This window comes from Lentzea sp. NPDC020367 (genome assembly GCF_044387305.1).
Lineage (GTDB): Bacteria > Actinomycetota > Actinomycetes > Mycobacteriales > Pseudonocardiaceae > Lentzea.
Map to the genome: position 1 here is coordinate 1 of NZ_JBIRVV010000013.1, position 13,018 is coordinate 13,018.

12 protein-coding genes are annotated in these 13,018 nt (G+C 68.8%); 3 read left to right on the forward strand and 9 right to left on the reverse strand.

Annotated elements, in window-relative coordinates; translation table 11 throughout:
• Window positions 1-151: 151 nt before the first annotated feature.
• The 3 genes from ACH413_RS37465 to ACH413_RS37475 form a co-directional block, all read right to left on the reverse strand.
• A complete protein-coding gene (locus ACH413_RS37465; protein WP_360047882.1) occupies window positions 152-1,123 on the reverse strand; it encodes a tetratricopeptide repeat protein in 972 nt (323 codons plus the stop codon).
• Window positions 1,120-1,944: a hypothetical protein gene (locus ACH413_RS37470; RefSeq protein WP_360047754.1), complete on the reverse strand. Its 825-nt coding sequence runs from the start codon at window positions 1,942-1,944 to the stop codon at window positions 1,120-1,122. The genes ACH413_RS37465 and ACH413_RS37470 overlap by 4 nt, the downstream gene beginning before the upstream one ends.
• A gap of 101 nt (window positions 1,945-2,045) precedes the next feature.
• Window positions 2,046-2,351, reverse strand: a complete 306-nt coding sequence (locus ACH413_RS37475; protein ID WP_360047884.1) for an MTH1187 family thiamine-binding protein — start codon at window positions 2,349-2,351, stop codon at window positions 2,046-2,048.
• A gap of 51 nt (window positions 2,352-2,402) precedes the next feature.
• On the opposite strand from ACH413_RS37475, the gene ACH413_RS37480 reads away from it, so the two are divergent.
• Genes ACH413_RS37480 through ACH413_RS37490 form a run of 3 tightly spaced genes read left to right on the forward strand, consistent with a single transcriptional unit; the run spans window position 2,403 to window position 5,038 of the window.
• Entirely contained in the window at window positions 2,403-2,900 is a 498-nt protein-coding gene (locus tag ACH413_RS37480; protein ID WP_093592887.1) for a MarR family winged helix-turn-helix transcriptional regulator, read from the forward strand.
• Between the two features lie 45 nt (window positions 2,901-2,945).
• Window positions 2,946-4,001 carry a phosphotransferase gene (locus tag ACH413_RS37485; protein WP_360047756.1) on the forward strand — a complete coding sequence of 352 codons (1,056 nt, stop codon included), beginning with the start codon at window positions 2,946-2,948 and terminating at the stop codon, window positions 3,999-4,001.
• Window positions 3,998-5,038, forward strand: a complete 1,041-nt coding sequence (locus tag ACH413_RS37490; RefSeq protein ID WP_360047758.1) for a phosphotransferase — start codon at window positions 3,998-4,000, stop codon at window positions 5,036-5,038. Before ACH413_RS37485 ends, ACH413_RS37490 begins: the two co-directional genes overlap by 4 nt.
• Here the strand turns inward: ACH413_RS37490 and ACH413_RS37495 are convergent.
• From ACH413_RS37495 to ACH413_RS37520, 6 genes are all read right to left on the reverse strand, one after another.
• A complete protein-coding gene (locus ACH413_RS37495; RefSeq protein WP_093592884.1) occupies window positions 5,010-5,333 on the reverse strand; it encodes a DUF3817 domain-containing protein in 324 nt (107 codons plus the stop codon). The two genes, ACH413_RS37490 and ACH413_RS37495, sit on opposite strands and share 29 nt — an antisense overlap.
• A 50-nt stretch (window positions 5,334-5,383) precedes the next feature.
• Window positions 5,384-6,427, reverse strand: coding sequence for an ABC transporter permease (locus ACH413_RS37500; protein WP_360047760.1), 1,044 nt, complete (start codon window positions 6,425-6,427; stop codon window positions 5,384-5,386).
• Complete coding sequence (locus ACH413_RS37505) at window positions 6,424-7,335, reverse strand: ABC transporter ATP-binding protein (protein WP_360047762.1); 912 nt, start codon at window positions 7,333-7,335, stop codon at window positions 6,424-6,426. Before ACH413_RS37505 ends, ACH413_RS37500 begins: the two co-directional genes overlap by 4 nt.
• Window positions 7,336-7,413: 78 nt before the next feature.
• Window positions 7,414-8,208, reverse strand: coding sequence for a hypothetical protein (locus tag ACH413_RS37510; protein ID WP_360047764.1), 795 nt, complete (start codon window positions 8,206-8,208; stop codon window positions 7,414-7,416).
• Between the two features lie 95 nt (window positions 8,209-8,303).
• On the reverse strand, window positions 8,304-10,550 hold the full coding sequence (locus tag ACH413_RS37515) for a LuxR C-terminal-related transcriptional regulator (RefSeq protein ID WP_360047766.1): 2,247 nt from the start codon (window positions 10,548-10,550) through the stop codon (window positions 8,304-8,306).
• Window positions 10,551-10,578: 28 nt separating this feature from the next.
• Window positions 10,579-12,786 (reverse strand): GH92 family glycosyl hydrolase, encoded by a 2,208-nt coding sequence (locus tag ACH413_RS37520; RefSeq protein WP_360047767.1) that lies wholly within the window; start codon window positions 12,784-12,786, stop codon window positions 10,579-10,581.
• Window positions 12,787-13,018 lie beyond the last annotated feature (232 nt).

A 13,018-nucleotide genomic window follows, 5' to 3' on the forward strand; every position in this document is an offset into this window, starting at 1 on the left:
CAACAGGCGTGCCATCTACCCGCAGGCGGCGCCACCCCCCGATCAGATTGCCGGGGGTCTGGGGGCAGAGCCCCCAGGGGAAGCACCCAACGCAACCAGGCCGCCCGCAAGGTGACCACCCGCAAGGTCGCCGCCCGCAAGCCGGGGAACGCTAGTACAACGCAGAAGCCAAACTCCGCCGAGCAGCAGCAACCCGAGCATCATCAGCGGGGAACAACTCGAACAACCCCACCAAATGCACCCGAACCCGATCCCGATCATCCCCAAAAACCCGCCGAACAGTCCCGACAAGCCGAGCAAACGCCTCGTCGACCAACTGCCCGGCAACCTCAGCATCAGCCGCAGCCAACTGAGCATCAACATCCTCAGGCGAGGAATCAGCCTTGGCGATCACAGCAGGATCAACAGCCTCAGCCCGCTCAGCAAACCGAGCCTGCGCAAGCCCTTCCTTGGCCAACTCATGCCCAGGCTCAGAAGCCAGAATCTCCGAGTAGAACCCCTGAGCGGCAACATAATCCCCACGCTCAAAGGCCTCCTCAGCAGCAACGATCCGAGGGTCCTCGACAACCTCGTCCTCAGCCACCACAGGAGCCCCGGCCCGAGCTTCCCCGGCCCGAATCCCAGGCAACCGCTCCCGCAAAGCATCCAGCAACCGGGCAATCCACTGCGACAACTCACCGTCGTCAATGGGCCCGGCAAAAGCATCAATGGGCTGACCAGCAGCAACGGCCACGGTAGTGGGCACCGACTGCACCCCGAACGCCTGCCCGATCCGAGGCGAGGCCTCCAGATCGACGCGGGCAAGAATCCACGCCCCGCCGGAAGCGGACGCGAACCGGGTCAAAGACGAAGCCAGCTGCTGCGACTCAGGACTGTAGGAGGCCCCGAGCAGCACCACGACGGGCACCTGCAGGGACTGCTCGACCACAGCCTGGAACGAGGCTTCGGTGACATCCACGATCCACGGCACGGAGCCGTTGTCGGGAGCGGAGGCGCCGGCGGCGGCCGGTGTGGCGGCGGCCGTGCGGGCAGCGTCGGCGCGGGCCTTCAGGGCGCCGAGATCGACGGCGCCCGAGAGCGCGGCGGACAGTGCGGCGGTCTTGCGAGGATCAGGCCTTGTCACGTGTTCCATCCTGGCACGGCTAGTTCCCGGACCGGGTCCAGGGCCATCGGGTTGACGCGCATCGCCTCGTTGGCTGAGGCGATGCGTAGAGCCAGCGGTGTCATCAGGTCGATGAACCGCGTCGTACCAACTTCACCCAGTGCTTCCCACGGACTTAGAGCGGCCAAGTCCGTGGCTCGTTCCACCGATGGAAGGTCACCGGGCAGTCCTTCCACTGCTTCCCATTCTTCGACAGTCCAACCACGCGCGGTGCGCATGTATGCCGGATCGAGGGAATGCTCACGCGTATAGAGCGCAAGCGCTTGGCACGGTCCCACGCCGGCAGCGACCAAAGCGGCGACATGACCATCGCCGCGGGCCTCGCGCAGGATCGTGCACGCGTGCCACAACTCCAGGTGGGGCTCGGCAGGCCACGGCAACGCACGGTTCGCGGCAGCCAGCGGACGCCCGGCGAGAGGCGCCGCCATAGCGGCCACACGAGCCAAAGCAGCAGCCTCGGCGATTTCGGGCGTGTCCACCGAACCCAGCAGACGACGCAACGCGCCGTCCGCACCCGCCAGCCGAACACGCAGGTACTCGGACGGCGAGGCGACCGCCCACGCGTCCGGCAGCGCACGGGAGACCATGCGCGGCGCGAAGTTGTAGAAGACCGCCGTCACCAGTTCCGGCGACGCTGCGCCCAGCGGTGCGGCGCGCATGCCGAAGTAGCCCATCCAGCCGCCCTTGCAGCCCAGCGCGTCGGTCGCCGCGCGGGATTCGGGCGTGAAGTACGTGACGTCGTGGTAGGGCTCGAACCTCAACCACAGTTGTCTCGCGTCCACGCCCGACACGCTAACCCAGCGAACGCCGCTGCACGGGTGCACTCACCGGGCCGGCGTAGAGCGTTCGGCCATCCGAGGAGACGTGCCGGAACCGGATCGGATCAGGGCGTGTCGGAGAGGTGCTCCTCGATCCGGTCGACCTTGGCCTTGAGCTGACCGGTGTAGCCGGGCCGGATGTCCGCCTTGAGCACGAGAGACACGCGCGAGGCACTGGCCTGCACGGCTTCCGTCGCGCGCTTGACCACGTCCATCACCTCGTCCCACTCCCCCTCGATCAGAGTGAACATCGCGTTCGTCTCGTTGGGCAGGCCGGACTCCCGCACGACCCGGATCGCCTCGGCGACGGCCTTCGCGACGCCTCCTGTCTCGTCCGAACCGGACGGAGCGACGCTGAACGCGACGAGCACACGTGCCTCCTGATGATCCACGGGTAGTACTGACTGGTAGCTTCGTTGCCCATGACACCGCTGCCGTTCGATCCGATCGCCCGCGCGGCCGAGCTGTGGGACGACCGGGTGGGTTCCTCCACGTCGATGGCCGCCGTCACGAGCGTCATGCGTGTCCAGCAAATCATCCAGTCCGCCGTGGACGCAGCCCTCAAGCCGCACGGACTCACGTTCGCGCGCTACGAGGCGTTGGTACTGCTCTACTTCTCCCGCAAGGGCGCGCTGCCGATGCGGGTCATGGGCGAGCGCCTGCAGCTGCACCCGACGAGCGTGACCAACATCGTCGACCGGCTGGAGAGCGACGGCCTCGTCCGCCGCACGCCGCACCCGACCGACCGCCGCACGACGCTGGTCGAGATCACCGACGCGGGGCTGCAGCGCCGGGAGAGCGCGACCGCGGCCGTCGTCGACGTCAACCTCGGCCTCAAGGGCCTCACCGACCGGCAGACCGAGCAGCTCACGGACCTGCTCGCCAAGGTCCGCCGGGCGAGCGGCGACTTCGAGGACTGAGAAAACCGTTTGGGAGCGCAGGCCGATCTGTGGCCTGATGGGCCCATGTGGGATCGACCGGACCGCTCCATCATCGCGCTCGTCAGCACCCCCGGCGGATTCAACGGGCGCACGAAAGCGATCCCGGTCGAGACACCGAACTGGAACCACGTGGAGCCGATCAACACCGCTCTGCGGGAGTTGATCGGTGTGGAGACGAGCGTTCTGCGGCTGCTCTCGGCCGAGGGCGGCAAGGTGCCGTTCGGCGGCATCGTCACCTACCACGTCGAAGCGCACGAAGAGCCTGATCACAGCCTTCTGGAACCTGTCGACGCACCCGAACCCGATGCCGAGCACCGCCTGCCGTGGGCACGTCCGGGCGGTCCGTCCGAACTGGTCGAGTGGGCCGACTCGGTGATCACCCGCACCGGCCCCGCGGTCCAGGTGCGGACCTGGAACCTGTCGAGCGTGCACCGCCTGCCCACCGCGGACGGACCGGTGTGGCTCAAGGCCGTGCCACCGTTCTTCGCCGACGAGGGCGCGGTGATCAAGACGGTCGCCGCCCACGACCCCACGCTGGTGCCCGAGGTGCTGGCCGGCGCACCGGGACGCGTGCTGCTCAGCCAGGCCGACGGCGCGAACTGCTGGCAGCTGACCGCCGAGCAGGTCGACGACGTCGTGCCGCGCTGGGTCGCCGTCCAGCACGCGCTCGCGGGCGAGCCACTGCTCCAGCGGTCCGCAGTGCCGATGCCGGACTTCGGTCTGCCCGAAACCCTCACGCACGGCGACTTCCACCCCGGCAACTGGCGAAGCAGCGGCGTGGTCATCGACTGGTCCGACGCCGTCTGGGGACACCCGGCGCTCGACGCGTGCCGGCTCATGGAGTACGCGAAGCCCGAGCTGCACGACCACATCCGGCGCGTGTGGAGCGAGGCATGGCTCGCGCTCAGACCGGACAGCAGGCCGCTCGAAGCCCTGGCCATCGCACCCCGCGCGTCCCGGCTGCACAACGCGGTGAAGTACCAGCAGTTCCTCGACAACATCGAGGAGTCCGAGCGGATCTACCACGAGGGCGATCCGCAGGTCGAACTCCGCGAGGTGCTGAGGCTCGTCGCCGGATGAGCAGGACGGTCACCGCACTGGTCAGCGCGCCCGGCGGGTTCGCGGGCCGCCTGGACGCGTTCGAGGTCCCGACGCTCGACTGGTACCACGTGGAACCGGTCAACGACGCCCTCGAACGCCTGCTCGGCGTCCCAACGCACGTACTGCGACTGATCTCGGCCGAGGGCGGCGACAGGCCGTGCGGCGGCTTCGTGACCTATCACGTCGAGGCGCTGGGCGAACCCGGCGGAGCGAAGCTCCACGCGGCGGAAGAGCCGGAACAGGACGCGGAGCACCGGATGCCGTGGGCACGTCGCGGCGGCCCGTCGGAACTGGTCGCGTGGGCCGACACCCAGGTCGGCCGCACCGGGCCCGCCGTCCAGGTCCGCACCTGGGCCATGTCGGTCGTGCACCGCCTGCCCACCGCGGACGGACCGGTGTGGCTCAAGGCCGTGCCGCCGTTCTTCAGCGACGAGGGCGCGGTGATCGAGATGGTCGCGGACGTCGACCCCACGCTGGTCCCGAAGCTCATCGCCTCGGCGCCGCAACGGGTTCTGCTCGGCGACGAACCGGGCGGCAACTGCTGGGACGTCACGCCCGAGGACGTCGAGACGATCGTGCCGCGCTGGGTGGCGGTGCAGCACGCGCTGGCAGGAGAGCCGCGGATCCGCTCCACCGCGGTGCCGATGCCGGGCTTCGGCCTGCCGGACACCCTCACCCACGGCGACTTCCACCCCGGCAACTGGCACAGGACGGGCGCGATCATCGACTGGGCCGACGCGGTCTGGGGTCACCCGGCGCTCGACGCGTGCCGGATCATCGAGTTCACCCGGCCGGAGATCCACGACCACGTCCGCCGCGTGTGGAGCGAGGCGTGGCTCGCGCTCAGACCGGACAGCAGGCCGCTCGAAGCGCTCGACGTCGCCCGCGCCGCGTCACACCTGCACAACGCGGTGAAGGCGCAGCAGTTCCTGGACAACGTCGAGCAGTCCGAGCGGATCTACCACACGGGCTACCCCGAAGCGGAGCTCAGAGCTGTTCGGCTGCCGGTTCGCTGAGGCGGCCGGTCTTCGAGGCCCAGCGCTCGAAGATCACCGTGCCGAACGGCGGGATGCTCGCGAACAGCGCGAGGACCGTCGTGCGCGCGTCCCACTTCAGCGGCGCGACGGCCATCAGCGTCACCAGCACGTAGCCGACGAAGATCAGGCCGTGGATCGGGCCGAAGACCTTGACGCCGATCTCGTTCTGCACGACGACGTACTTGAAGAACATCCCGAGCAGCAGGCCCGCCCAGGAGATGGCCTCGGCCAGGGCGAGGATGCGGAACCGTCCGACCACGCTGGAGAACGTCATGGTTCCCCATCATGAACCGTGACGGGCGGCACACGGCACCCACCCCTGTCCTATTCCTCCCATTTGAAGACGCGGGAGGCTATGAAACCGACCACCAGCGAGAACCCGACCAGGATCGCCGCCGGCATCGCCAGTGCCTCGATCCCCTTGCCCCGCACCAGCACGTCGAGCATGCCGTCGTTCATGTGCCGCAACGGGAAGATCTTCGACACGGTCTGCAGCCACGCGGGCGCCTGGTCGACGGGGAAGAACGTGCCGGACAGGAACGCCATCGGCAGCACCACGATGTTCGCGGCCGCCGACGCCGCCTCCTCGGTCTTGGCGAACGCGCCGACGAGCATGCCGAGCGCGAAGAACGCGATGGTTCCCAGCAGCAGCAACGGAATCGCCAGCCACCACTGCCCGGACAGCTTCAGCCCGAACACCGGCAGCGACGCGATGCCGATGAACGTCGCGCCCTGCACCAGCGCGACGCCGGCGCTGACCAGGATCCGCGACGACAGCACGGAACCCGCCGAGACGGGTGCCAGCCGGATCCGCCGCAGCACCTGCTTGCGGCGCCACGACACGAGAGTCAGCGCCGCGCCGAACACCGCCGATACCGCCACACCCCACGACAGGATGCCCGGCGTCAGGTACTGGATCGGCTTGAGCGAGGCGTCCTCGACCTTCTCCGCGGCGAACGTGAAGGTCGGCGGCTGACCGGTCGCGGCGAGGTTCGCCTTGTCCACGAACCCGTTGATGATCCCGAGCACGGTCGCGGACTTGACCTGGTCGCTCTGCGCGAACCGCACGTCGAGCTGCTGCCCGCGGATGATCAGCGCGGCGGGCAGGTCGCCGTCCTTCACCTTCTGCACGGCGGAGTTCTCGTCGTTGTACGACTCCAGTTCCAGCGCACCGCTGTCGCGCAACGCGGACACGATCGGGCCGTCGCCGACGACCGCGATCCTCGTCTTGTCCGCGCCGGCGTCGCGCAGGATCAGGCCGAAGATGACGAGGAACATCAACGGGAACAGGAAGGTGAAGAACAACGTCACCTTGTCCCGCAGGAATCCCTTGAGCATCGCCACCGAGAGCGTCTTGAACGCGGTCATGCGCGGTACTCCCGACCGGTCAGGTTGAGGAAAACGTCTTCGAGGGTGGCCGTGCGGACCTGAAGTCCGTCGAGCGCGCCCCGTTCGGCCAATGCGGACAGCACGGGAGCGGGGCGGCGCGTGGAGAGCGTCAGCGACACCTCGTCCTCCTGCGCCTCGTCGACGCCGTCGAGCGCGGAAGCGTCCACAACGGACAGAACACCCTTCTGCAGCGTCACGTGGGTCGGCGCGTCGAGGCCGCGCACCAGCACGGCCGGCGGGTCGAGCGCGAGGATCCTGCCGGTGTCCATGATGGCCACGCGGTCGCAGAGGATCTCGGCCTCGTCCAGGTAGTGCGTGGTGTAGACGATGGTCTTGCCGCGTTCCTGGATCGCGCGCAGGACGTCCCAGAGGTTGCGGCGGGCCTGCGGGTCGAGGGCGGCGGTCGGTTCGTCGAGGAACACGATGTCCGGGTCGTGCACCAGCGCGCACGCGATCGAAAGGCGTTGGCGCTGACCGCCGGAGAGCTTGTTCTCCTGCTCGTTCGCCTTGTCCGCGAGGCCGACCAGCTCCAGCATGTCAGCGGCCGTGCCGTGACTCACGCCGTAGAGCGCGCCGAACGTCTGCAGCTGCTCCTTGGCCGTCAGCTTGTCGAAGAACGACGTCGCCTGCAGCTGAACACCGATGCGCGGCAACAACTTCACGTTGCGCGGCCACGGGCTCTCGCCGAGCAACCGCACCTCACCGCTGTCGGGCTTGCGCAGCCCCTCGACGATCTCCAGCGTGGTGGTCTTCCCGGCGCCGTTGGGCCCCAGGATGCCGAAGAACTCGCCTTCGGCCACGGTGAACGAGACCCCGTCCACCGCCTTCAGCTCGCCGTAGCTCTTGCGGATGTCCCGCACCACGACCGCCGACCGTTCCTCCGTCATGGGCGTGACGGTAGGTCAGCGCTGATCGGTTCGCGTGGCGAAACGACGAAAGTCGGCGCCAAGTCGAGACGAAGTGGGTCAGCCGCCTGCAACGAGGAGGGGACAGGCGGTGTACGCGTCGTTCAACCTGCGCAGGGCCGCCGCGAACTGCTCGAAGCGAGCACGCGGAACCGCGGCGCGGACCTCGCCGATCACCTGCCACAGGTAGCGGTGCTCGGCGGTCTCCACGACCGGGACCGCCAGGCCGCCGGGGACGTCGCAGGCGAACGCGAGCGCCACCGCCGCGGCGCGCAGGCACGCGGTCGCGAGCGTCACGCAGTCCTCGACGAGCGTGCGGTCGTCCTGGGCGCGCAGCACGCCGGTGACGGCGAACCGGGCGGCCTGCATCAGCGCGAGGTAGAGGCGCTGGCCGGCCTGGGTGCGTTCGAACGGCAGGTCCTCGGCGCCGCAGCCGGGCGTCACGACGGTCATGCCGACCTGGGGACGCCGCAGCACGTGGTCGAAGAGCGCGGTCGGGGCCCAGAGCAGGGTGCGCCAGGAGTCCTCGGTGATCGAGGTGCCCATCCTGGCCGCGTTCTCGAGCACGTCGAGGTAGGCGATCAGGACACCGGAGAGGAAGATCCCGCCGCGGTCGCCGCCGACCCGGACGACGCCGAAGCGCTCGTCGAGGGTGTCGTCCTGGACCCAGTAGCCGGGCGTCCACTCGATGACGCCGCTGCTCGCCAGCACCACGCGCGCGAGGCGCTGGTGCACGGGCGACGCCGAGAGCACGGTGTCGTCCAAGCCCATCTGGACGAGCGTGGACGCGGCGTGCTGCAGCGACTCGCGCTGCTGGGGCACGAGGTCGGGGTGCAGCAGGCGGAACGGTTCCACGTCACCCCTCCCCTTCCGTAGTCGTCCTCACAATGAACGGCAGGGGGCGGGAAGTCATCCGGATGAACCGCAGCGTTACGTCTCAGTTGGACGCGTCAGTGCGACTGGGCCCAGGCCGCGAGCTGCGCGCGAGACGAAAGATTCAACGCCGTTTTCACGTTGTGCACGTGGGATTCCACGGTGCGGTGCGAGATGCCGAGTTTGGCCGCTACCTGCGCGTTCGTCAAACCCCGTGCGACCAGTTCGACGACCATCCGCTGCCGGTCGCTGAGCACAGGGTGCTGCACGATCTCCTTGTCCAGCGCGGTTTCCAGGGCGTGCCGCACGTCCATCGCCCGGCCCGCGCCGAGCGCCCGCCCGAAAGCCGCCGGAGACAAGGATTCCCGCGCGAGGTCCAGCGCGGCGTCCATCTTCCGCCGCCACCACGTTTCGGACGGAACAACCCACGACGTGCGCATCTGCTGACAGGCTGCCAGAAGTCGCACGCCGAGCTCGTGACGTCCGGACAGCATCGCGACCAGGCCGCGTCCCTCGACCGACTCCAGCACGGCCCGCGGCGTGGTCGCCGTCATGCGCGCGCTCTCGGCGAACCGGGCGCCGGCCGCCGCCAAATCCCCTCGTTCCAACGCGATGCAGCCCGACGTGTGCACCGCGATGGCCACGACGTCCTGCCGTGCATGGAGTCTGAGCACCGGCAACGCGCCGTCGATCAGCACCGCGGCGGCGTCCACGTCACCCTGGACGAGCAGCCGCCAGCCGAGGTTCTGGCTGGACACAGCCACACTCACGTCGTTGCCGTTGCGCACGCCGTGCTGGATCGATTGGCGCAACGCCCACGCGGTGTTCGCCACGTCGCCCATGCCGTCGTAAGCGCTCGCTAACGTCCGGAACAGGCGGCACCTGATCAGGTCCTGCCCGCCGGCCTCCGCGGTCTCGACCGCCTCGATGGCGTACTTCACCGCCTCGTCGTGCCGCTGGTCGTGGCCCGCCAGCAGGGACGCGTACTCCAGCGCGAGGATCCGGTAGCGGGCGTCGGCGGGCGACTGGTCCAGCACCTGCATCAGCACCGCGCCGGCCTCGGCGAAGTAGCCGCGGTCGAAGCACACCCGCAGCAGCATCGTGGCGAGCATCAGCCGCCGGTCGTCCTCCGATGCCACCAGATGGGCGAACGCGTACGCCACGTTGTCGTACTCCTGGTGCTGCGCCTTCACCTGCTCCGGCGTCAGGATCGACGACGAGACGGCGGGTTCGCCCTTCTCGCACAGCCACTCGACGATCCGTTCGGCCGTCACCTCGTGCTCGCCGTGCTCTTCGAGCCGTTCAGCGGCGTACAGGCGAACCGATTCGAGCATCCGGAACCGGCCGTCGTTCTCCCGCACCACCAACGACTTCGCCTGCAACGCCGTGAGCAGGCCGATCACCGCGCCGCCGTGCACGACCTGGGCGATCTCCAGCCCGAACCCGCCGGGCAGCAGCGCGAGCCGCCGGAACAGCTCCTTCTCGGGCGCGGTCAGCAGGTCGTGGCTCCACGCGATGGCGGCACGCAGGCTCTGGTGCCGCACCTGCTCACCGGCGTCGCTCAGCAGGTCGAGGCGGTGGTCGAGGCGGTCCGCGAGTTCGGTCAGCGGCACCGATCCGGACAGTTTCGCGGCCAGTTCCACGGCCAGCGGCAGGCCGTCCAGGCGGGCGCAGATCGCCGCGATGGCATCGCGGTCACCGCCGGCCCCGGCGCGTTCGATGAACAACTTCGCCGCGTCGGCTTCCATGCCGTGCAGCGGATAGACGACCTCGCCGACGGATCTCAGCGCTTCCCGGCTGGTCGCGAGAACCTGAACGTGCGGGCACCGCGACAGGAGCGCGTCCACGACGGCACAACATTCTTCGACGAGGTGCTCGCAGTTGTCGACGAGCAGCAAGATTCGGCGGCCGGTCAGTTCCTGGAGCAACGTGGTCCGCAGCGCGACACCCGCGTGCTGGTACACCCCAACGGCTTCCGCGACGGCCTGCACCACCTGCTCAGGCCGGCTCAGCCTGCCCAGTTCGACGGTGCGGACCTCGGTGCGTCTGGCACGTCCGGCGAGCTCGGCCGCGAGCCTCGTCTTGCCGACCCCGGCCGGCCCGACCAGCGTGAGCATCCTGTGCTTGCGCAGCAACGAAAGCAGCTCCGCGAGCTCGCTCTCCCTGCCGACGAACGCGTCGTCGTAGCGGGGCAGCTCCGTGACCACAGTGGACGTTCCGGCGGAACGCTGACGATAGGCGCGCTGACGGCACGCGTTCGAGCAATAGCGCGCCCGCGAGGGCAGCGGCGCGAAGCCCGTGCCGCAGCTCGCGCAGATGCCCATCGCACGAGACTACGACCGTTCTGACGTCTCAGTTGGAAAGTGTGTGGAGGTCGACCTCCAGCGTGGTCCCCGAACGCAGTTCCGCGAGCTCGATCCGATCCTTCGTCCTGGAGCGCCAGCCGCTGCGAATTCGCCGCACCACCTGCGTCTTCGTGACGTCGGCCGCCTCCGCTTCGATCACGATGTCCTTGCCGTTCTCCAGATGGACCACGGCCTTCGTGAACTTGGGAGCGTGCGGCACGAACTCGCCGGTCCCCGGCACGGCCGGATACATCCCGAGCGCGCTGAACACGTACCAGGCCGACATCGTGCCGAGGTCGTCGTTGCCCGTGACACCCGCCGGCCCGTTGACGAACAACGTCTGTGCGGCCCGCACGACCACCGACGTCTTCTCCGGTTTGCCGATCAGCGCGTACATCCACGGCGCGTGCAGATCGGGCTCGTTGTTCGGGTTGTACCTGAACTGGTTGTAGTAGTCGTACGGCCCCACGACCCACTTCTCGCGGACGGTCCGCGCGGGGTCCACCAGCAGATCGGGGTACGCGAAGAAGTCGTCCAGCCGCGCCTCGGCCGCGGCCTTGCCGCCGAGCGCCGTGATCAGGCCGGCGATGTCGTGCTGGCAGAGCCACTGGTACTGCCACGCCGTGCCTTCGTGAAACCCTTCCGGGCCCTGTGGTGTGAACGGGGTGAGCCACGCGCCGCCCTGCAACTTCGGCCGCGGGAACCCGGTGAACCCTCGGTCCGTGACGCTGTTGTCCCAGAGGGCGCGGTGGTTGAGGCCGCGCTTGCGGAGCCGTTCCGCGTCCTCGGCGTGGCCCAGTTCCGCGGCCATGATTGCGAGCGTGGCGTCGGCCAGCGCGTACTCCAGGGTCGCCGACGCGCCGTGGTGCGGATCGGTGTCCTGGCCCTTCTTCGGGAAGCGCTTGTCGTACTGGACGAATCCGTTCGCGAGGTAGTTCGGGTTGCCGGACCTGCCCTGGAAACGGGAACTCTGCGGCGGGACGCCGTCGGCGTTCTGCAGCAACGCCTGGTACGCCTGCTCTTCGAAGCCCTTGAGGTGGCCGAAGCGCCAGAGGTCGACCAGGAACGGTGTGACCGGGTCGCCGGTCATGCAGTTCGTCTCCTGGTTCGCGTACGCCCAGCGCGGGAGCCAGCCGCCCTGGTCGTGGATGGCCAGGATGCTCCGTGCGATGTCCTGCGAGCGTTTCGTGCGCAGCAGCGCCAGAAGCTGGTTGTGCGCGCGGTAGGTGTCCCACAGCGAGTAGTACTCGTAGTAGGTCCAGCCGTCGGCCTGGTGGACCTGGTTGTCGAAGCCCCGGTACCGGCCGTCCGCGTCGCTGCCGGTCAGCGGCTGGAGCAGCACGTGGTAGAGCGCGGTGTAGAAGACCGCGCGCTCGTCCCAGTCGTCGGTCTCGATCTCGATGCACCCGAGCTCCGCGCGCCAGGCTTCCTGCGCCTCGTTGCGGATGTCGTCGAACGTCCTGCCTGCGGTCTCGGTCTCCAGGTTGTTCGCCGCACCCTGTTCGTCCACTTGGGACAGTGCGGTGGTCGCCGTGACCGGGCCGGGGCCGAACGTCACCCAGGCACCCCTGAGCCCGGCACCGCCGGCGGAATCCCGTTGGCCCGGCTTGGATCCCGTCGGACCCCACGTGCCGAACTGCGTGAACGGGCGGTCGAACCTGGTGGCGAAGTGCGTGAGGTACGGGCGACCGCCGCAGAACGCCTGCGTCTCCACGGTTCCGACGATCGTCCGGTCGCCGACGACCCTGACGGAACTGGCGCTGACCGGCTCCTTGTCGTTGGCCTGGCCCACGTTGACGAGCAGCGTGCCCTGGACGCCGGCGGGGAACGTGTACCGCTCCACACCCGCGCGCGTGGTCGCCGTGCATTCGACGGTGATGTCCCGGTCCAGCTTGACCTTGTAGTAACCGGGTTTGCCGATCTCACCGTCGTGCGTGTAGCCGCTGGCGTACCGCTTGTGGTCGAAGATCTGCGGCAGCTGCGTGACCGGCAGGATCGGCACCAGCCCGCCCTGCTCCCAGCAGCCCGCGCCGGACAGGAAGAAGTGCCCGAAGCCCCGGATCTGCTGGTCGTCGTAGCGGTAGCCGGCGTAGTGGGAGCCGACCGGACTGGAATGCGCCTTGCCGAACGGCATGGACGCGCCGGGGAACGTGTTGCCCTCGTCCTTTGTGCCGATGAAGGTGTTGACCGACTCAACGGGATCCAGTGCGTCCACGACTTTCACCCTAGTTGGGATCTTGGGGTGGTGTGGGGTGGCGCTGTGGTCCGGTCGGGTGGTTGGCGGGAGGGACCGGGCCGGGGTGCGACCGCCGCCGCATGCGCACCCCGGCCCGGGGGCCTACTCGCCGGACTCGCGCGGGCTGAGAACGCTGTCCGTCACCAGATCATCGCTGAGCGCACACGGTCCAGGTCAAGCCCTTGACGATCACTTGTCCGGTTCCGGACAT

What these genes read in the sequence shown, in the direction of transcription:
- ACH413_RS37480 (WP_093592887.1), top strand. Translation starts at nt 2,403, where the DNA reads ATGACACCGCTGCCGTTCGATCCGATCGCCCGCGCGGCCGAGCTGTGG.
- ACH413_RS37485 (WP_360047756.1), top strand. Translation starts at nt 2,946, where the DNA reads ATGTGGGATCGACCGGACCGCTCCATCATCGCGCTCGTCAGCACCCCC.
- ACH413_RS37490 (WP_360047758.1), top strand. Translation starts at nt 3,998, where the DNA reads ATGAGCAGGACGGTCACCGCACTGGTCAGCGCGCCCGGCGGGTTCGCG.
- ACH413_RS37495 (WP_093592884.1), bottom strand. Translation starts at nt 5,333, where the DNA reads ATGACGTTCTCCAGCGTGGTCGGACGGTTCCGCATCCTCGCCCTGGCC.
- ACH413_RS37500 (WP_360047760.1), bottom strand. Translation starts at nt 6,427, where the DNA reads ATGACCGCGTTCAAGACGCTCTCGGTGGCGATGCTCAAGGGATTCCTG.
- ACH413_RS37505 (WP_360047762.1), bottom strand. Translation starts at nt 7,335, where the DNA reads ATGACGGAGGAACGGTCGGCGGTCGTGGTGCGGGACATCCGCAAGAGC.
- ACH413_RS37515 (WP_360047766.1), bottom strand. Translation starts at nt 10,550, where the DNA reads ATGGGCATCTGCGCGAGCTGCGGCACGGGCTTCGCGCCGCTGCCCTCG.